Annotated in this window: 19 protein-coding genes; 11 read left to right on the forward strand and 8 right to left on the reverse strand. The window is 49.5% G+C overall.

What is annotated here, in order from left to right; genetic code table 11:
* Positions 1-19: 19 nt before the first annotated feature.
* From gshA to QN379_RS08695, 4 genes are all read right to left on the reverse strand, one after another.
* A complete protein-coding gene (gene gshA, locus QN379_RS08680; protein ID WP_322234901.1) occupies positions 20-1312 on the reverse strand; it encodes a glutamate--cysteine ligase in 1293 nt (430 codons plus the stop codon).
* Between the two features lie 339 nt (positions 1313-1651).
* Complete coding sequence (gene amt, locus QN379_RS08685) at positions 1652-3196, reverse strand: ammonium transporter (protein WP_323506476.1); 1545 nt, start codon at positions 3194-3196, stop codon at positions 1652-1654.
* Between the two features lie 13 nt (positions 3197-3209).
* Complete coding sequence (locus tag QN379_RS08690) at positions 3210-3548, reverse strand: P-II family nitrogen regulator (RefSeq protein WP_322234905.1); 339 nt, start codon at positions 3546-3548, stop codon at positions 3210-3212.
* Between the two features lie 11 nt (positions 3549-3559).
* Complete coding sequence (locus QN379_RS08695) at positions 3560-4369, reverse strand: TorF family putative porin (protein WP_323506477.1); 810 nt, start codon at positions 4367-4369, stop codon at positions 3560-3562.
* A 437-nt stretch (positions 4370-4806) separates the two neighbouring features.
* Between QN379_RS08695 and QN379_RS08700 the strand changes: the two genes are divergently transcribed.
* From QN379_RS08700 to QN379_RS08710, 3 genes are all read left to right on the forward strand, one after another.
* On the forward strand, positions 4807-5541 hold the full coding sequence (locus QN379_RS08700; protein WP_322234909.1) for a GNAT family protein: 735 nt from the start codon (positions 4807-4809) through the stop codon (positions 5539-5541).
* A gap of 249 nt (positions 5542-5790) precedes the next feature.
* On the forward strand, positions 5791-6033 hold the full coding sequence (locus QN379_RS08705) for an accessory factor UbiK family protein (protein WP_322234911.1): 243 nt from the start codon (positions 5791-5793) through the stop codon (positions 6031-6033).
* A gap of 58 nt (positions 6034-6091) precedes the next feature.
* Complete coding sequence (locus QN379_RS08710) at positions 6092-7657, forward strand: YifB family Mg chelatase-like AAA ATPase (protein WP_323506478.1); 1566 nt, start codon at positions 6092-6094, stop codon at positions 7655-7657.
* A 46-nt stretch (positions 7658-7703) separates the two neighbouring features.
* Here QN379_RS08710 and QN379_RS08715 read toward each other — a convergent pair whose 3' ends face one another.
* Positions 7704-8339, reverse strand: a complete 636-nt coding sequence (locus tag QN379_RS08715) for a tRNA-uridine aminocarboxypropyltransferase (RefSeq protein ID WP_416186796.1) — start codon at positions 8337-8339, stop codon at positions 7704-7706.
* 402 nt (positions 8340-8741) lie between these two features.
* Between QN379_RS08715 and QN379_RS08720 the strand changes: the two genes are divergently transcribed.
* The gene (locus QN379_RS08720) at positions 8742-8999 is read left to right on the forward strand and encodes a DUF3567 domain-containing protein (RefSeq protein ID WP_322234915.1); all 258 of its coding nucleotides are present in this window, start codon (positions 8742-8744) and stop codon (positions 8997-8999) included.
* 268 nt (positions 9000-9267) lie between these two features.
* Here the strand turns inward: QN379_RS08720 and QN379_RS08725 are convergent, their stop codons facing one another.
* Both QN379_RS08725 and rsmI read right to left on the reverse strand, forming a co-directional pair.
* Positions 9268-11169: a potassium transporter Kup gene (locus tag QN379_RS08725; RefSeq protein ID WP_323506479.1), complete on the reverse strand. Its 1902-nt coding sequence runs from the start codon at positions 11167-11169 to the stop codon at positions 9268-9270.
* A gap of 376 nt (positions 11170-11545) precedes the next feature.
* Complete coding sequence (rsmI, locus tag QN379_RS08730) at positions 11546-12478, reverse strand: 16S rRNA (cytidine(1402)-2'-O)-methyltransferase (protein ID WP_322234918.1); 933 nt, start codon at positions 12476-12478, stop codon at positions 11546-11548.
* 12 nt (positions 12479-12490) lie between these two features.
* Here rsmI and QN379_RS08735 point away from each other — a divergent pair, with 12 nt between their 5' ends.
* From QN379_RS08735 to QN379_RS08755, 5 genes are all read left to right on the forward strand, one after another.
* Positions 12491-13639, forward strand: a complete 1149-nt coding sequence (locus QN379_RS08735) for a penicillin-binding protein activator (RefSeq protein WP_323506480.1) — start codon at positions 12491-12493, stop codon at positions 13637-13639.
* A 105-nt stretch (positions 13640-13744) separates the two neighbouring features.
* Positions 13745-14200: a YraN family protein gene (locus QN379_RS08740; RefSeq protein ID WP_323506481.1), complete on the forward strand. Its 456-nt coding sequence runs from the start codon at positions 13745-13747 to the stop codon at positions 14198-14200.
* Positions 14201-14305: 105 nt separating this feature from the next.
* Entirely contained in the window at positions 14306-14902 is a 597-nt protein-coding gene (locus QN379_RS08745; protein WP_322234923.1) for a phosphoheptose isomerase, read from the forward strand.
* The gene (locus tag QN379_RS08750) at positions 14895-15536 is read left to right on the forward strand and encodes a BON domain-containing protein (protein WP_322234925.1); all 642 of its coding nucleotides are present in this window, start codon (positions 14895-14897) and stop codon (positions 15534-15536) included. The genes QN379_RS08745 and QN379_RS08750 overlap by 8 nt, the downstream gene beginning before the upstream one ends.
* Positions 15537-15927: 391 nt before the next feature.
* The gene (locus QN379_RS08755; protein WP_322234926.1) at positions 15928-16455 is read left to right on the forward strand and encodes a TlpA disulfide reductase family protein; all 528 of its coding nucleotides are present in this window, start codon (positions 15928-15930) and stop codon (positions 16453-16455) included.
* A gap of 86 nt (positions 16456-16541) precedes the next feature.
* Here QN379_RS08755 and QN379_RS08760 read toward each other — a convergent pair whose 3' ends face one another.
* Positions 16542-17051: a winged helix DNA-binding protein gene (locus QN379_RS08760; protein ID WP_322234928.1), complete on the reverse strand. Its 510-nt coding sequence runs from the start codon at positions 17049-17051 to the stop codon at positions 16542-16544.
* Between the two features lie 423 nt (positions 17052-17474).
* On the opposite strand from QN379_RS08760, the gene pxpB reads away from it, so the two are divergent.
* Together pxpB and QN379_RS08770 are read left to right on the forward strand one after the other, a co-directional pair.
* Positions 17475-18146 (forward strand): 5-oxoprolinase subunit PxpB, encoded by a 672-nt coding sequence (gene pxpB, locus QN379_RS08765; protein WP_322240347.1) that lies wholly within the window; start codon positions 17475-17477, stop codon positions 18144-18146.
* The gene (locus tag QN379_RS08770; protein WP_323506482.1) at positions 18143-19135 is read left to right on the forward strand and encodes a biotin-dependent carboxyltransferase family protein; all 993 of its coding nucleotides are present in this window, start codon (positions 18143-18145) and stop codon (positions 19133-19135) included. Before pxpB ends, QN379_RS08770 begins: the two co-directional genes overlap by 4 nt.
* Positions 19136-19189 lie beyond the last annotated feature (54 nt).

Below are 19189 nucleotides of genomic sequence, written 5' to 3' on the forward strand. Positions count from 1 at the left end.
GGTGAAATCCTAATCCAGGTTAGTAGATTTCAGGATTCGGATCTGTTTTTTCCATTTCCAGCGACGCTGCCAGTAACGCCAGTCGGGCCACTACGCCATACATGTAAAAACGGTTCGGCGCGGTCGTCCCCGGTTTTGCAAGCAAATCAGGTAATGCGTGCTGTTGTGCAAACGCTAACGGTACGTAATGTGCGCCGGGAGCGTTCAGGTTTTCATTGATCCCGCGCTCAGCGTGTACCCGGTAAAAACCGCCGACCACATATCGATCTATCATGTAGACCACAGGTTCTGCAACGGCATCATTGATGTGTTCAAAGGTATGGACACCTTCTTGAATCACGACATCGTAGATTGCCTGACCGCCATCGGCTATTTTGTTGCGTTGCTTCAGGCTAAGTTCTTTTACCTGACCGGCATCGGTGACGCTTGTCACGCCCATGCCGTGCGTTCCTGCATCGGCTTTCACGATCACGAACGGCTTTTCCTTAATGCCGTATTCCTTATATTTTTTGCGGATCTTGGATAGCAAGGAACTAACGCTCGAGGTCAAAGCCTCTTCACTGGCCTGTTCCTGAAAGTTAACCTGATCGCATTTGGTGAAAAATGGATTGAGCATCCAGGGGTCGACATCAACCAGTTTTGCAAATTTTTTGACCACGTCATCGTAAGAGGAAAAATGGCTGCTTTTGCGGCGCATCGTCCAACCAGCATGCAAAGGTGGCAACAAAGTCTGCTCGTTCAGATTCTCCAGAATTGACGGAATGCCTGACGATAAATCGTTGTTAAGCAAAATCGTACATGGATCGAAGTTTTTCAAACCCAGACGGCGTCCGTTATGCGAGCGTTCCAGCGGCTCTAACGTCACGGTTGTGCCATCTGGCAACTCTATGGTGACCGGCTCGGTAACATCTTCGGCTAAAGAACCTAGTCGGACATTTAAGCCGGTTTGCCGGAAAATTTGCATGAGGCGCGCAACGTTCTGCAAATAGAAAGTGTTGCGAGTATGCAACTCGGGCAATAACAACAAATTCTTTGCGTCAGGACAATATTTTTCAATCGCAGCCATCGCAGCCTGCACCGCTAGCGGCAACATTTCCGGCGATAGATTGTTAAATCCACCAGGAAACAGGTTGGTGTCTACCGGGGCTAGTTTGAAGCCCGAATTACGCAAATCGACCGAGCAGTAAAACGGTGGCGTGTGCTCCTGCCATTCCATCCGAAACCAGCGTTCAATCGCCGGAGTGGCGGCGAGAATTTTCTTTTCGAGATCGAGTAACGGGCCGTTAAGGGCAGTGACGAGGTGCGGAACCATAGAAACTCTTACACTTTCATGTTTAGACGCTGTTAAGCGCTTTTAGGTGCCAGCGGGGCATGCCTCATCAAACGACGAAACTACGGCTGCGCTTGAGTGATCTCGATTTTAACGGGAATTACCGACTCGCAACGTGCGAGAGAGGAGATTTAGGTGACGAGATCAACCGGACCGGGCTATCAACATTAGGGCAATGTGTGGTTTTTAAAGCCCTGAATATGAAAAAGCGCCCCGATTGGGGCGCTTCTGTTTGTTTGCCTGCGTGATATTAATAAATATACACCGGACACCACCGGACCAGGCTGCAGTCCGCGGCTGTATCAGGCAATATTAATACTATTAACCGTGATAAGCAGACTCGCCGTGGCTGGAAATATCCAGACCTTCGCGTTCTTCTTCTTCTGTAACACGCAGACCGATCACGATGTCGACCAGTTTGAAGGCGATAAATGCCACCACGCCGGACCAGATCACTGTAGTCAACACGCCTTGCAGTTGAATCCAGAGCTGACCGCTAATCGAATAGTCAGGAGCAACAGCGTTGGTGACATAGTCGTAAATACCAACACCACCAAGGCTAGGCGCAGCGAACACACCGGTGAGCAGTGCACCTAGAATACCACCTACGCCATGCACACCGAATACGTCTAGTGAGTCATCAGCGCCGAGGAGTTTCTTCAGGCCAGTTACGCCCCACAAGCAAGCAAAACCAGCAATCAAGCCCATCACCAACGCACCGCCAACACCGACGAAACCAGCGGCAGGAGTAATGACAACCAAACCGGCAACCGCGCCAGATGCGCCGCCCAACATGGAAGGCTTACCCTTGCCAACCCACTCACCCAAACTCCATGTCAATACTGCACCAGCCGTTGCGACCAGCGTGTTGATGAAGGCCAATGCTGCGCCGCCATTTGCTTCCAGACCGGAACCGGCGTTGAAACCAAACCAACCAAACCACAGCAATGAAGCACCAACCATGGTCAATGTCAGGCTATGTGGCTTGAAAGCTTCTTTGCCGTAGCCTACGCGTTTGCCGATAACATACGCACCGACCAGACCGGCAACCGCTGCGTTGATATGAACGACCGTACCACCCGCATAATCCAACGCACCTTTTTGGAACAACCAACCAGCAGTCGCCGACGCTTTTGCTGCTGCAGCAGCATCAGTGAAGCCATCAGGACCAGGCCAATACCAAACCATATGGGCAATTGGCAAGTACGAAAAAGTGAACCACAACACGGTGAACGCGAGGATGGCGGAGAATTTGGCACGTTCAGCAAATGCGCCGATGACCAATGCGCAGGTAATCGCAGCGAAAGCACCTTGAAATACGACGAAGGCAAACTCTGGCAATACAACGCCTTTGCTGAATGTTGCCGCCAATGAGTCTGGTGTCATTCCATTGAGGAACAACCGGCTCATGCCGCCAATGAAGTCATTACCTTCGGTAAATGCGAGACTATAGCCATAGACGATCCACAGAACAATCACCAGCGAGAAGATGGTGAAACATTGCATCAGAACCGACAACATGTTCTTGCTGCGAACCAAGCCGCCGTAGAACAGGCCGAGGCCTGGCAATGTCATTAAAATCACAAAAGCGGTACATACAAGTAGCCACGCAGTGTCGCCCTTGTTAGGCACGGCTGGAGCAGGTACGGCAGGAGCGGCAGCAGCAGCAAGTGCGCCAGTTGCGGCAGCGGCAGGCGCGACGACTGCAGGAGCAGGCGCGGCAATTACTGCAGTGCTGGTAGCGCTGGCCGCAGCTGAGGCCGACGTCGAAGCGTCATCGGCAGCAGAGGCTGGCAGCATAAAGCCGACTGCGAGCATGAGTGCGCAAAACGCCAAAAACGTGGCGAAAAATCTCTTGATGTTCATTTTAAAAGTCCCCTTAGATTGCATCTTTGCCGGTTTCACCGGTACGAATACGAATAACTTCTTGCAGATCGAGAACGAATATTTTGCCGTCACCGATTTTGCCGGTACGTGCTGCCGTTTCGATCGCCTCAACTGCACGCTCTAGAATACTGTCATCAACAGCTGCTTCGATTTTTGTTTTTGGCAAAAAATCGACGACATATTCTGCACCGCGGTACAACTCGGTATGGCCTTTCTGGCGTCCAAAACCTTTTACTTCCGTGACGGTAATGCCTTGTACGCCAATGGCGGACAGTGCCTCACGGACTTCATCAAGTTTGAATGGTTTGATAATCGCAGTGATCAGTTTCATGTTGACCTCGTTTAGAAAGTTTTTGCGAGAGAGAAGACCAGGCCGTTTTTGCCGAGATTTTTGCCGTTAGGGCTGACATATGCGCCGTTCTTGGCATCAGTTCCGACGAAAGCAGCGCCTAGAGTAACGCCATATAGGCTGTCAAAGGTTTTAGTGACGCCAACTTTCCAATCGTTATAACTGGCAAAGCTAAAGTTTTCGACTGTTTGATGGCCAAAATGCAGACCCAGCGTGACACCGGAACCAACATCAAAATTGGCACCCAGATCGTAATAAGCGCTGTTCTTGCTGTTGACTGTGCCGAACAAGTTAGTCAGCGCATGCGAATATTTGAAGTAAGCTGGACCGTAACCAAGTTGACCGTACAGTTCGAAAGTATTGGCATTTTTGCCAATAAGACTGTAGTTGTTACCGGGATAGTAGTAATACAGACCGCCGACGTCATACGTGAAACCGGCTGGAAGATCGCCGCGCTTACCTGCATAGAGATCCCACTCAATATTGCCTTTGCCATTAAAACCGCCAGCATTTACTGAGTCTTTAATCCATTTGATGTTTGATAACCAGGTTCCGGCATAAAGGCCGGTTGGGTTATTTGTGTAATCGACGCCACCTTGAACGGCGGCATCAAAGCGACTTTGTGATATGCCGCGGAAGCGGTAGTCATTTACCAAGCCGATGTTATAAGCAACTTGATTATCAGGTACCGGTTCGGCTGCGGCCGGTGCTACAACTGGAGCGTCGTCGGCGTAAGCAAAGCCGGCAACCAGTGTTGTCGCTACTGCTGTGGCAAGTATCAGCTTATAAGTCAGCTTTTTCATTTATGAGTCCCTTGGGTTTATATGCATTAAGATTATAGTTAGACAGCAACTTAGTTCAGTCTTCTACTAGCAGGACTCATGCCAACTACATATCAACTAGTTTGTATGCGCTTATGGCACGATTCATAATTGATTTTATGCATTGTTGCTAGTTGTGGTCCTTTTCTATGGTAAAACTAGCAAAATTTAGCACCATAGTAGTGCGATTTTAGCTTTTCGCACTTAAATGGTGAGATGAAATTGGTGTTCTGGAAGCGTTTATGGCGATGCTGTGCTTGATTTGGCCCGATGTTTAGGTGAAGACATCGCGCTCATCTGTCAATTAAGTGCCGAACTGGCGCTTAAATAAGCACCTGAGGAAGCACCTGAATAAGCACATAATTAGTGCGAATTTCAATTCCTTCATAGCGCAAAACAGAACAAAACCAAGGATCAATATGTCTCTCGAAAACGCCGCACATATAGAAGGTTTGCTGCCGGGCTGGCAGCCTGCGCGGGTTCCACCTGGTGTTGTGCTGGAGGGGCAAAATGTGTTGTTAGTACCGCTTGATGTTAAACGCTATGCGGAGGCTTTATATAGTGTGGCGACCGGTGATGGCGCGGATGTCGGTCAATGGGATTATCTGGCGGTCGGACCTTTCGAAGATCAGATCAGTTTTACGAGTTGGCTGAGCGAATGCGAAAAAACCAGAGATCCCCTATTCTTTGTCGTTACTGATAGGCAAACCGGTGCGGCACAGGGCATTGTGAGTTATCTAGGTATCGCGCCAGAACATGGATCCATTGAAATTGGGCACATTTGGTTTAGTGCTGCTATGCAACAGTCCAGCAAGGGTACTGAAACGATTTATCTTTTAGCGCAGCATGCGTTCGACGATCTCGGTTATCGACGTATTGAATGGAAATGCGACACGCGTAACCAGCGGTCGCAACAGGCGGCGCTGCGTTTTGGTTTTACGCCCGAAGGCATTTTCCGCCAACATCGCGTCAACAAGGGGCGAAATCGCGACACTGCCTGGTTTTCGCTCATAGATCACGAGTGGCCGCTTCAACGTGCTGCTTTTGAGCTTTGGTTAAATGGGACAAACTTTGATGCAAATGCGCGGCAGATACAGTCATTGGGCGAGATTCGCGCCAACTTGTTGAATGGCGGATCGGATAAGTCGGTCTGACATCAGCCTAACTGATGCAAGCCGGTTGTGATTGGTTGCAAGCGCTTCCTCCGCAAGCGTGGTTGTGCGTTACTGCGGAAAAGTCAGGGCGCAAGGTGCGCTTTGAACGTCGGCGGTGAGCGCCCAAAACTTCTCGTAACAACACCAAGAAATTATCTTAAGATGCAGTTTGGGTATACCCTCGTTCGCGATGAGATGAGGTATCATTTTTTTATTCTCAGTATTGTTAGTATTTATAGGAGCACCACCATGAGTAAGCCGACTTTTTTTGAAGATATGCAGTCGAAAATTAATAAGGCAATTGAAAACTCGCCAGCGAAAGACGTTGAAAAAAACGTCAAGGCGATGTTGAGCAGCGGCTTTTCAAAGCTTGACCTCGTTACCCGTGAAGAGTTTGATGTGCAAGCGCAAGTGTTGGCAACGACGCGCGAAAAACTGGAACTGTTAGAGGCGCGCGTCACTGAGCTTGAAGCACAACTGAAGCGTCCATGAGATTGGACAATACGTTCGCTCTACAGCATCTGCAATATTGGAACAGGCGGCAAGACCGATGACGTTGGCAGTATTGAAAAGTCGGGCGCTTGCAGGAATGCAAGCCCCGGAAGTAACGGTTGAAGTACATCTTGCGAACGGGTTACCGTCCTTTACCATCGTTGGCTTACCGGAAACCGAGGTCAAGGAATCCAAAGACCGGGTACGTGCGGCCCTTCAAAACGCTTGTTTTGAATTTCCTTCGCGCAGAATAACCGTCAATCTTGCACCGGCGGATTTGCCTAAAGAATCTGGTCGTTTCGATTTGCCGATTGCATTAGGTATTTTGGCTGCGTCGGGTCAAATGCCTGCCGATCAACTCGATCATTACGAATTTGCCGGCGAGCTATCACTCTCGGGCGAGTTGCGCCCAATTCGCGGTGCGCTGGCGATGACGTTTGCGATGATGACAACCAGCGCGACCGCCGCGATTTCTGACAATGCCGATAGCAATCGAGAGCCACCCCCAAAAAAACAGCGCGCATTTATCTTGCCGCGCCAAAATGCTGACGAGGCCGCCCTGGTCACAGATGCCGCGATTTATCCGGCGGATTCGTTGTTGCATGTCTGTGCGCATTTTTCAGCAAAAGACGCTGAAGGAAGACTAACCCGGCATATCGCCGCGCCGCAGATACGCACGCCGCACTATCTTGATTTCAGCGATGTAAAAGGCCAACTCCAAGCCAAGCGCGCGCTTGAAGTCGCTGCTGCTGGCGGTCATAGCGCGCTGTTAATCGGTCCTCCCGGTACCGGAAAGTCCATGCTGGCCACGCGCTTTGCCGGTATTTTGCCGCCGATGACCGATCAGGAAGCGTTGGAATCAGCAGCCGTGCAATCGTTGACCAGTGGTTTTTCCAGCAGCAGTTGGAAGGTGCGGCCGTATCGTGCGCCGCATCACACGGCGTCTGGCGTGGCGCTGGTTGGTGGTGGTGGTACGCCGCGTCCCGGGGAGATTTCGCTGGCCCATCGTGGCGTATTGTTTTTGGATGAGCTTCCCGAGTTTGACCGGCGGGTTTTAGAGGTTTTACGTGAACCGCTGGAGTCTGGACGCATCACCATTTCCCGCGCTGCCCGTCAGGCGGATTTTCCCGCATGTTTTCAACTAATCGCTGCCATGAATCCCTGTCCGTGCGGTTATCTTGGCCATATATCAAATAAGTGTCGCTGCACGCCTGACAATATCGCGCGATATCAGGACAAAATTTCTGGCCCTTTACTGGACCGGATTGATATGCAGATTCAGGTCGGATCACTACGGCACGATGAGTTAAAAAAACAAGCCGATGGCGAATCGTCGAGCAAGATCGCAGACCGTGTTGCGCAAGCCCATGCGATACAACTGGCGCGACAAGGGAAGGGTAATAATGCGCTGTCGACCAATGATATCGATGCTTTTTGCAAAGCAGATGCAGCGGGCGAACAATTACTGCAAACCGCGATGACGCGTCTTAATTGGTCGGCGCGTGGCTATCATCGCGTGCTAAAAATTGCGCGTACGATTGCGGATCTGGCGGCCTGCGAAAACATCGCGCAAGCGCACGTGGCGGAAGCGATCCAGTATCGTCGGGCGTTGCGAGAGAAATAGCGCTATGTGAAGGTTATAACGCAACAAATGGCAGATTAATATCCGGTTAATCCGGTTGGTTAATAGAACCGTGATTACGCATGTAGGTTTGTGGTCCCATTGCGGTGATTTGCTGATCGATTAACGCTTCAAAAGGAGTAAGTAGCGCGTCAAAATTGCGCGGTGCTTCTATGACATTGAGCGCACAAACAATTGCTTCTAGTGTCGAAACCATGCCGGGCGCGGGTGTTTTACGGACGCGATAGCGCGACTGCAAACCGGCTGGCAGAACGAAGCGCGGCAAGGTGGCTAGCGCGGGATTAACGTGCAGCAGCTTGCGTGCCTTTCGCCAGGTACCATCTAAAACGACGATTAACAATGGTTGGGATGCAAGTGTGTCTTCTGTGTAGACAAGCGGTTGCGCATCGTCGCTGGGGAATAACAGGCAAGTCTGATATTCCGCTTGAGAGATTAGCGCTGGCAATTTCGGAAATACTTCACCGATAAGAAGTTCTGCGTTCACCAATCCCAGCGCTGCCAGACGAGCTGTGTTCAAGGCGTGGTTTGCCTCACTGGGATGTTGCAGAAGCAATATCCGCGTGCGACTTTCGATGCGCGGAATCAATCCGCATAGGCAGTGACTTTGCGGGCGGGCGCACTGCGCGCATCGCATCCGTTTTTTCGTGGTCTCAATGGCATGCATTACTGTCACTTGTTGGTAGGAAAGCTATTTAAATATGAACAAAACAGACAAGTCGTGGAGTTAGGGAACAATAAGTGATCAATACTTATTAAGTCAATTAGCCATTCTGTACCGATACCTTGTGCGCCAAATGAGCGATTGATATATTAATGGCAATTAAAAAGGGTAATAGTTTTAATATTTTGGCAATAACACACCGTTTTGTCACATCTGGTTGCAATTGACGTTAACGTTTTGCATTAAATGCGTGACAAAAATGCCCTAAGGCGTAGTATTGAATTCAGAGGGTTCTATTCATGGTTTTGACTCTGAACAAAAGGAGTGCGCCAAAATATTTACACGATCTGGCTTGAAAACTGCTTATCGATCATCACCTTCTGTCTAACTTTACAGGGAGCGCATATGAACCTGATCTACAACAGTGACCAATACAGCGTCGTCGAATTCGGGGCAGATGAGCATCGGGAAGCGTTACGCTTTGGCGGTTACGAAATTGTCGATAAGTCATTTAAACGTGAAATTTTTATTGCAGGAGCCTTGGCAGAATTCTTTCGTCAAGGCGTGGAAGAACTAATCGCCTCCGAGCCAACTATCGAAGATATCGATGCTTTCCTTGGTAATTACGATGCTTTAATGAGTCAGCCGGTCACTTTGCAATAAGCTGTTTTGGATTTGATGTTCTTTTTTAAGAAATTAAATTGAGTGAATTGAATTTAGTGAATTATGAAGTATGCATCGAAATGATTGGGCTGATAATTGATAATCAATTGATAGCCGCTAATCCATAAACTCAGTAATGCGCTGTTGAATATGCACTCGAAAAGTCAAAAATAAGAAAGGGAGCCATTGGCTCCCTTTCTTATTTAAAACATCTTTTGCTGCAATTGGTCCGATTATCGAAGATCGGACCGATACATAGATGCAAACTTTAAATCTCAACCTTGGTACCCAACTCGACCACACGATTAATAGGGATGTGGAAGAAGTCTGATGGTTTAGCGCCATTGGCATACATCCAGGCGAATAACTTTTCACGCCATAACCACATGCCAGGTAATTTGCTCGGCACGATCGTATCGCGGGCCAGGAAGAACGAGGTGTCCATCAAGTCAAACTCGTGTCCGAATTGTTTATTGGTTAAATTCATGACGGTGTTGACGTCCGGCGCTTCTTTGAAGCCAAACGCGGCGCGCAGCAAATAAACCTCGCCACCCATTTCTTTCAGCGTCAACCGCTTATTGTCGTCAACGTAAGGGATATCCCATATGCTGATCTTCAGGAAGAAAACACGTTTGTGCAAAATCCGATTGTGCTTGAGATTGTGCAGCATCGCAACCGGCACCGTGGCAATATTGCCAGTAAGAAAGACTGCCGTACCATCAACCCGATGTGGTGGATGGGCCAGCAGGCCTTCAATGAACGGTTCAAGCGGAATACCCTCATCCTGACTACGTTCACGCAGCAGCATGCGACCTGAATACCAGGTGATCAGCAGGAAGAAAGTGATCACGCCGAGCAGAATAGTGAACCAGCCACCGTCAGGGATTTTCATCAGGTTGGCAGCGAAGAAACCGAAATCGACGATAAAAATAGCACCGATAATCAGCGCCACGACCAATGGATGCCACTTCCATAACGTGCGCATGACCACCGCTAGGAGCATCGTCGTGATCAGCATTGTGGCGGTCACGGCAACACCATACGCTGCAGCAAGATTGTCTGACTTCTTAAATGCCAGCACGACAGCGACAACCAGCACCAGCAACATCCAGTTGATGACCGGGACGTAAATTTGACCACGCTCATCTTCTGAAGTGTGCAAAATACGCATGCGGGGGACGAAGCCCAACAGAATTGCTTGGCTTGTGAGCGAGAATGCACCGGAAATTACGGCTTGAGAGGCGATCACAGTGGCAAAAGTGGAAAGAATCACCATCGGCAAAAGCAATGCATCCGGGACCATTAGATAGAAAGGATTCGATACCGCGGATGGGTTCACAATCAAGTTAGCGCCCTGGCCGAAATAACATAGCAGCAGACAAGGCATGACGGTATACAGCCAGGCAAAACGGATAGGCCTGACGCCAAAATGTCCCATATCCGCATATAGCGCTTCTACGCCAGTGAGGACCAGCACAACTGAACCGAGTACAACAAACGCAAGTTGCGCATGTTCCACCATAAATTGGAGCGCGTAGTAAGGATTTATCGCAGCCAGAATTTCCGGTGCTTTCAGAATGTTATAAATACCGAGCAGACCGAGGGAGATAAACCACAGCAACATCACCGGACCGAATAGCTTGCCCACTATTGACGTGCCATGTCGCTGGATCAAGAAGAGGACGATGATAATGGCTACGGTTAATGGAATAATGAAATGTGCTAATTGCGGCGCTGCGATGCCAAGACCCTCAACCGCGGATAGCACCGAAATGGCGGGTGTAATCACCACGTCGCCATAAAACATGCATGCACCGAACACGCCAAGCATCATGAGCCATTTGGCCCAGCGCGAGCCGCTTTTGGCGGTGCGTAAAGCGAGTGCCATCAGCGCTAAAACGCCACCCTCGCCATTGTTATCGGCGCGCATCACTAAATAAATGTACTTCAGTGTGACGACGACCATAATCGCCCAAAATAGCATCGAAATGATGCCCATCACTGCGCTGGATGAAAAGGGAATGCCGTGTTCCGGGCTAAAACTCTCCTTTAGTGCATACAACGGGCTTGTGCCAATATCGCCAAACACGACACCCAAAGCACCAAGCGTAATGACATGTAATCGTGCTGAGGTAAAAGGTGTCTTGCTACCGCTTTGCGTATTACTCATGGTTTCTTTCTTATTTATGGCGCCTATATAAACCAGGTTATTAAATGTGTCTTGTGCTTAATATTTGCGTCTGTCCCGTTTTGTTATCTGAAAAATAACGGATTTTACATGCTGTGATGCACTGCACAATTTGCGGGATTCTACGCTTGAACCCGAATACCAACCAGTAACTAGGGTTAAACGTTGCAAAAATACGTCGCCCATCTTGCCAGTATGGCTATAAAAATGTGGATTTTTTATGCAATCCATTAACCTCATAATCATCACAATAAATGACCCCGGGCGAGTATTCAACATGCCGAACGTCCATGATTATGTTGGATTTTTAATCAATAGTTTCTAAATTAACCATGGCATAAGCAAACTTGTTCGCGCATCACAGCTCGGCCTCTTGCGCCCCTTTTTCCTGCGCCCCTTTTAATACCAGCGCCCTGTCATACAAGGCGTTTTTCTTTTGCCCGCTGATTTGCGCTGCCAGCGATGCCGCTTGCTTAACGGATAGTTCTGCCAGCAGAATTTTGAGAATTCGATCGCCTTCCGCACCGTCATCCACTGCCACCGGCGGTGAGTCGATGAGAATGACAAATTCTCCTTTTTGGCGCATGGGATCTGCCGCAAGCCATGTAGGTGCGTCTCCCAAAGGGCAGCGGTGTATGGTCTCGAACAGCTTCGTTAACTCACGCGCCAGAACGATCTGTCTAACTGGGCCAAACGCTTGGACCAACGCATCAACGGTCTCTATGATGCGATGTGGTGCTTCATACAAGACCAGCGTCGCCGCGACGTTGGCCAAACTAGCCAATACCGTTTCTCGTTGACGCGTTTTACTTGGTAAAAAACCTACAAATTGAAATTGATCGTGCAACAGGCCACTAACCGAAAGCGCTGTAATAGCTGCCGATGGTCCTGGCAACGGTAAGGCACGCAAACCAGCTTTTATAACAGCGTCAACGATTCGCGCGCCTGGATCGGAAACTCCAGGCGTACCGGCATCAGAAACCAGTGCGATACGCTCGCCCGCTTGCAGTCTGGCAACGATCTTTTCTGCTGCTTCGTGCTCGTTGTGTTGATGCGCCGCCAGAAGCGGCTTGGAAATACCATATCGATTGAGCAAATGTGCCGTGTTTCGGGTGTCTTCGCAAGCGACCGCGTCAACCAGCGACAGGACATGCAGTGCGCGCAGACTAATGTCGCAGACATTTCCGATTGGCGTGGCAAGCACATATAATGTCGACAGCGGATATGTTTGCAGACTAACCTCCGAAAGAATCGGTAAGGTAAGAAGGTTGCTGGCAGAATGTTCAGTCATGGAGAGTTATCAATGTTATACAAATGGGCAAAGCCGTTGTTGCTTGTGTTGGCCGGTGTCATGATGCACGGATTGTCCCCCGCTGCGCTGGCAAACACAACAGTTGTGGAGCAGGTTGCCAATGATATCGGCGATGATCATATCCCACTGGCGAGTATTGCCTTGTTATTACCGACGCGCTCGGGACCGCTGGGAAGTGCTGCGGAGGCATTAAGAAGTGGTTTTCTTGCTGCCTATGAGCGCGATAAAAGTGGTCTTGCCGTTACCGTGATCGAGGCGACTGATACACCAGCCGACATGCTTGCTGCCTATCTTGCGGCGAGTCCGCATTACGATATTCTGGTTGGTCCGTTATCGCGTACGGGGATGACTGCCATCGTCAAAAATGGGCAGATAACCAAACCGACTGTCGCCCTGACGCAACCGGACTTATCCGCTGCCGAAGAGACCAGATTGCCACCGTTATTGCTGCCTATTGGCTTGTCGATTGAGGCTGAAGCGCGCCAGGTTGCCGATTGGATCGGTGTAGAGCAAGGCCCGGGCAAAGTGTTTGTGATTGCCACCGCCGCTAGTTGGCAACGACGCGTCGTTAGTGCTTTTGTGCAGCAGGCCGCCAGTGCTGGACTGGTGACTGAAGTGATGACGATCAGCATGACGCAAGGCGTCGCCAACGCTGGTGCTATGGATCAGCTCAACCAACGTATCCAAACTGAAAATCCGAGGGCAATATTTGTCGCGTTGACCGCCGATCAAGCCTCGCAAGTGCGCACGTCCGTCGGTCCAGAGACGACTATGTATGGCATCTCTCAATTAAATTCTTTAAATGGCGGTGATAGCAAGCGCTTGGCAGAACTGAGTGGTGTGCGATTGCTGGATATTCCTTGGCTACTCACGCCGGAAAATCCTGCCATTAGATTATATCCGCGGCGAGTGGCGAGCGAAGGCGGGGCGCATAATGCGGATCTGGAACGGTTATATGCACTCGGCATTGACGCTTTTAACGTAAGTCGCCAGATTGCCAAGCGAAATATCGCTTTTCAGCTTCGGGGTGTTACGGGTCAGTTGAATATCGGTTTTGGCGTCGGTACTCCGGCTTTCGAGCGGACCGAGCCAACGGCGGCGTATCAGGATGGCGTCGTTGTACCGCTTGAAGATCGCTAACTATAGGAACTGATTTAAGGCACCGATTACAGGAATCGACGGTAGCCGATTGAAGCGCAGAAATGTAAAAAATAAGTGAAGAATCCGAGCGAAGAAAACTAGGCGATGAATTTTTTCAAAAATTTGCTAATACCTGATCGTCGCAGCACACGCCAAATTAGTGGACAACTGGCAGAAGACGCGGCATTAGATTATCTGCAGCATCGTCAACTTACGCTGATTGAGCGAAATTTTAGTTGCAAGGGTGGCGAAATCGATCTGATTATGCTGGACGGCACGGGTCAAGGACGATTGCAAGAAGTGACGCCTTCTCCACATCGCCGGGTTGCTTTCGGATCGGCGTCTGCGACGGCTTCGCTCGTTTTTGTCGAAGTCCGGCAGCGTGCCGATCGACGGCATGGTGGGGCAGCAGCCAGTGTCACCGCTAGTAAACAACGCCGCCTGATTATCGCTGCGCAACATTTTTTACAGCGTTATCGCCAACCACCGGCTTGCCGGTTTGATGTTATTGCCATCGACGGAGAGGTCATGGAATGGATAAAAAATGCTTTCGACGCGTGATGATTCGCAGTGCGCCGCACAGACTAAAAGATACCTGAAACACGAATAATGAAACCATGCTGGCCAATCTGCTACTCTAATTAACTCTTTTATAAACAGCCTATTATGATCAATCAACGTATCCTGGCGCATTTCCAAGAAAGTGCCGAACTCAAAACCAACGCTGCGGCGGAATTAGTACAACCAATTGCAGCGGCAGTTGAACTAATGTTTTCTGCGTTGTCAAACGGGAACAAGATTCTTTGCTGTGGCAACGGCGGCTCCGCTGCGGACAGTCAGCATTTTGCAGCAGAACTGGTCGGCCGATTTGAACGTGAGCGGTTGCCGTTGCCTGCAATGGCGCTCAGCACGGACACATCGATCATTACAGCGATCGCCAATGACTATAGTTACAATGAGATTTTTTCCAAACAGGTTCAGGCCTTTGGACAAGCGGGTGACGTGTTACTGGCTTTCACGACATCCGGCAATTCCGCTAACATCCTTGCGGCGATTGACGTAGCACTTGAGCGTGATATGCGGGTAGTGGCGTTGACGGGCAAAGGTGGTGGCGCCATAAATCAAAGATTGACCGATGCAGATGTCCATATCTGCGTGCCGCATGATCGTACCGCGCGCATTCAAGAAGTACACCTGCTGACAATTCATTGCTTATGCGACGGCATCGATGTCGCTTTATTCGGAGGAGATGTGAATGATTAGTGCACAAAGTCGTTGGAATACGTTACGACGTCCGTTGATGACAATAGCTTTATGCGGCGCGGTAGCGATGAGCGTGCAAGGTTGTGTCGGATTGTTGCTTGGCGGCGCGGTAGTCGGAGGATTTGCGGCAACTGATCGTCGTACGCTGGGTGCGCAAACCGATGATAAAACGATTGCTATTAAAGCCGAGTCACGCATTGTCGGTATCGTCGGAGAGCCAAGTCACATTAATGTGACCAGCTTCAATCGCCGCGTATTGATAACCGGCGAAGTGCGCGATGATGCTGCGAAAGTTGCCGCAGAACAAGAGACGAAAGCAATCGAAGGTGTGCATTCAGTCCTCAATGAATTGGTAGTCGCTGAGCCATCATCTTTTGGGCAACGTTCTAACGATACGTACATTACGAGCAAGGTCAAAGCTTCCTTGCTTGACGCAAAAGATGTCTTTGGCAATGCGGTCAAAGTCGTCACTGAGCGTGGGGTCGTATACTTAATGGGCCAGGCGACCGAACGTGAAGCCAAGCGTGCGGCGGAAATCGCGGCCGGCGTTGATGGTGTGCAAAAAGTCGTTAAGGCCTTTGAGTACATGACGGAAGAAGAGTTGACGCAGTTGTCGTCGGCACCTCAGAAATAAAAAAGTAACAAAAATAGCAATAAAAAGCTAAAAAATTGATGGATAGCGTTTGGCAGCGCGGGCTGGTCAATAACCGACACCCGCGCTGACCAAAGCGCCAGATTGTTAATGTTGATGCTATGAAAGCAATATGAGTAAGTCTTGCAGTGATCTCGATTTTTTGGGTGAACGTAAGCTGCCGAATGGGGTTTCTGACTATGCATGTGGATGGCAGGGGCCAAGATTATTGGCTCGATATGGCAAGGCTAATTCTTCGATTCTTTTTGCTCCCTCTTGGGCAAGTAACGCGTTAGATTGTTATTCGATTGGCAATCCTTGCGTCTACTTCAGCAAGTCGCTAGCCAGATGACTATAATGAAGGTCTTCTGGCCTGATCGGTATTGGATAATTTATGCAATCTCAAGTAGACGCCGCACCCCGCAAGCCGCTCTGGATAAAGCTTGCAATCGCGATCGTGATTGTGGCAACAGGCTTGTTTGTCATGCTGTCGCTTTCGCATAAAAATCCTGCACCGGACGTCAGTTTCACGAATTTGAAAGGCGAGCAGGTCTCTCTCAAGAGTTTGCGTGGCAAAGTTGTGATGGTCAATTTCTGGGCCACTAGTTGTACTACCTGTGTCGGTGAAATGCCTAAAATGGTGGCAACTTACGATAAATATAAAGCCCAGGGTTTGGATTTTGTGGCGGTCGCCATGAGCTACGATCCCCCAAACTATGTCCTGAATTTTGTGAAAACACGCGGTTTGCCGTTTCAGGTAGCGTTAGATACCAACGATAAGATTGCTAATTCATTTGGTGACGTCAAACTGACACCGACTACTTTTGTCATCGACAAAAAAGGCAATATTATTAAGCGTTATGTGGGCGAGCCCTCTTTTGCTGAGCTGCATCAATTGCTCGATAAGGCCTTAGCAGCATGATCAATTGATGATCTTGATCGCAAGATCGCAAATCAAATAATGAAGGCGCATGGATTTTCTATGCGCCTTTTTGTTTGTCGACTGATTTACCGTGAAGTCGCCGCGCGCGATGCCGTATCGTATAGCCCCGACGCCGTTCGTAACAATTTAGCCGTCTCGCCCAGGCTTTGATTCGATAAGCCGGTATCCGATAGCAGTGGAATGAGGCATTCCTCTCGCACTTGACGGTATGCCTGAGCTAGTGCATAGCCTTTCTCAGTTGCCGAAAAAAAAGCCTCTTTGCCGACTTTCTCGCTCGCTACCAAGCCCGTTTTAACCAATTTTTTTAGCGCATAGCTAGCAACGTGCGTGTCCTCAATATTCAGTACGAAGCAAATATCGGCTAATTTTTTTTTGCGCTCGCGGTGGCAAACATGATGCAACAAAGACACCTCAATTGGTGTCATATCTTTTACGCCAGCCGCCGCCATGCAACGTGCCATCCAGCGGTTAAAAGCATTGCCAGCAATAATTAACGCATATTCAAGTTCAGATAACTCTGAGGTACTTTCCGACGCCAGATGCGCCGATGACAGTATTTTTGATGGGGTATTCATGTTGTGTCCCGGTACACCTTTGAAGGCGTCAAAATTAAATAAAAAACAATCTATGAATCTACGCGAGATTAGTCTAAAAGCAGTATGTGCCGTATAGTTGCTATTATGAAACAATCGCTAAGCACATAAAAGAGGCTTCGTTTGCATGCTAATTGAGAATTGCTTTTCAGTGTCTTGATTTATTGATGAAGACGTGAATTTGCCCAAGGATTCATGGTTCGAAGATGATGATTTGAATACGATTTATGATCTATTTACATACAATTTATTGACATTTTATTTTTGATGGCCGATATTGCTAGCTTCTTTATGCTAATTACTGTTTAAGTCGCTTAACTTGACTTAATCCATCACCATCATGCACCGCTTTGTAGCGTGTGGAAGGAAATAAGCGAGATGACCGAGTCCAAGCTTCAACCGACCCTGGATCAGGCGGAAATTCATTTTTTGGGCGAAGGTTCCCTGACATTAACTGTCGGCGGCATCGGCAGCGTTGCAGTCAGCGCAACACTGGATTGCCAGCAGCGTTTGTGGGCCATTGCGGCTAAAGCAAACGCGTGGCCGCACGTTCGTGATGTTGTCCCTGGGATGAATAATTTGACGATATTGTTTGACCCATTGATTGCTGACTTCGATGATCTGGCAGACAAATTATTAACCGCCTGGAATAAATCGACAGCTGTCACTAAGAGCGGTCGTCAGATTGACATTCCTGTAGTGTACGGCGGAGACCGCGGTCCTGATTTAACAGCGGTTGCAGAACATACCGGATTGTCCGTAGCGGAAGTGATCCGGCGCCACACAGCTGCTGATTACGTCGTTTTTTTCCTTGGTTTTCAACCTGGTTTTGCGTACATGGGTGGACTAGATCCGTTGCTAGCTACTCCGCGTCGCCGTGAGCCACGCTTAGTTGTGCCCGCCGGTTCGGTCGCCATTGGCGGCAGCCAAACTGCCATCTATCCCGCCGCATCGCCCGGTGGATGGCAGTTAATTGGTCATTCGGATGTGCGGTTATTCGATCCATCCGCTGCGTCGCCAACACTGTTGCAACCCGGTGACCGGGTGCGCTTTGTGGCTAGTGGGGATTTATCATGATTGACGTCATCCGCGCTGGTCGCTTGAACTCCATCCAAGATATGGGGCGCAGCGGCTTTCGGCATTTGGGCATCTGTCAGTCGGGCGCCTTGGACCGCATCGCGCTCGCTATTTCAAATAAGTTGGTCGGTAATGCAATTGATGCCGCGGGGCTGGAAATCACGCTCGGTCCTTGCGTATTGCGCTTCACTGCTGACACACGGATTGCTGTTGGCGGTGCTGATTTTGCGGCGACACTTGACGGTAGAAGCGTTGGGCCATGTTGGAGTATTCCGGTCAGGGCGGGTCAGACTTTAAAATTGCATTCGGCAAAAAAAGGTATGCGTGCCTATATTGCCATCGCAGGTGGACTTGATGTTGCTTTGCAGCTGGGTTCATGTTCGACCGATATGTCTGCCGGATTTGGCGGCCATTGTGGCCGAGCACTTTTGGATGGAGATCAATTGACGATGGCGGTGCCGAATCCGGCCTCGTCACCTATCCGGTGCGCCCCTCGATTTGGCGTTCGCGCACCCGATTGGTACGACTTGGACACAGAATCGAAGTACGCACAACCAATGCAGATTCGGGTAATTCCTGGTTCGGAATATGCGCTGTTTTCGGTGGCGGCACAACGTGCTTTTTGGAAAAGCGTATGGACACTCACTCCGCAAAGTAACCGTATGGGATTTCGCTTGTCGGGGCCGGAGTTGAAGACTAAAAAGAGCGTTGATATGCTATCGCACGGCGTTTTTCCCGGCGTCATTCAGGTACCACCAGCAGGTCAACCAATCGTCTTGATGGCCGATGCTCAAACCACCGGTGGCTACCCAAAAATAGGCGTCGTCATCGCCGCTGATATTCCCAAGCTTGCACAGCTTCGCTTTAATCGGACGCTACAGTTTATTGAGTGTAATGCCGAACAAGCTCGCCAGGAGCTCATTAATGAAACGTTATATCTGGAGCAAATCGATAGGGCCATGACGTGGCTGCATCCGGAAAAAAAATGACGCGAAAATGAAGGAGTAACTGATGAAGAAGACGACAAAAAAAGAGGTAAATTT

Origin of the sequence: Glaciimonas sp. Gout2 (assembly GCF_035018905.1) — a bacterium.
GTDB lineage: Bacteria > Pseudomonadota > Gammaproteobacteria > Burkholderiales > Burkholderiaceae_D > Glaciimonas.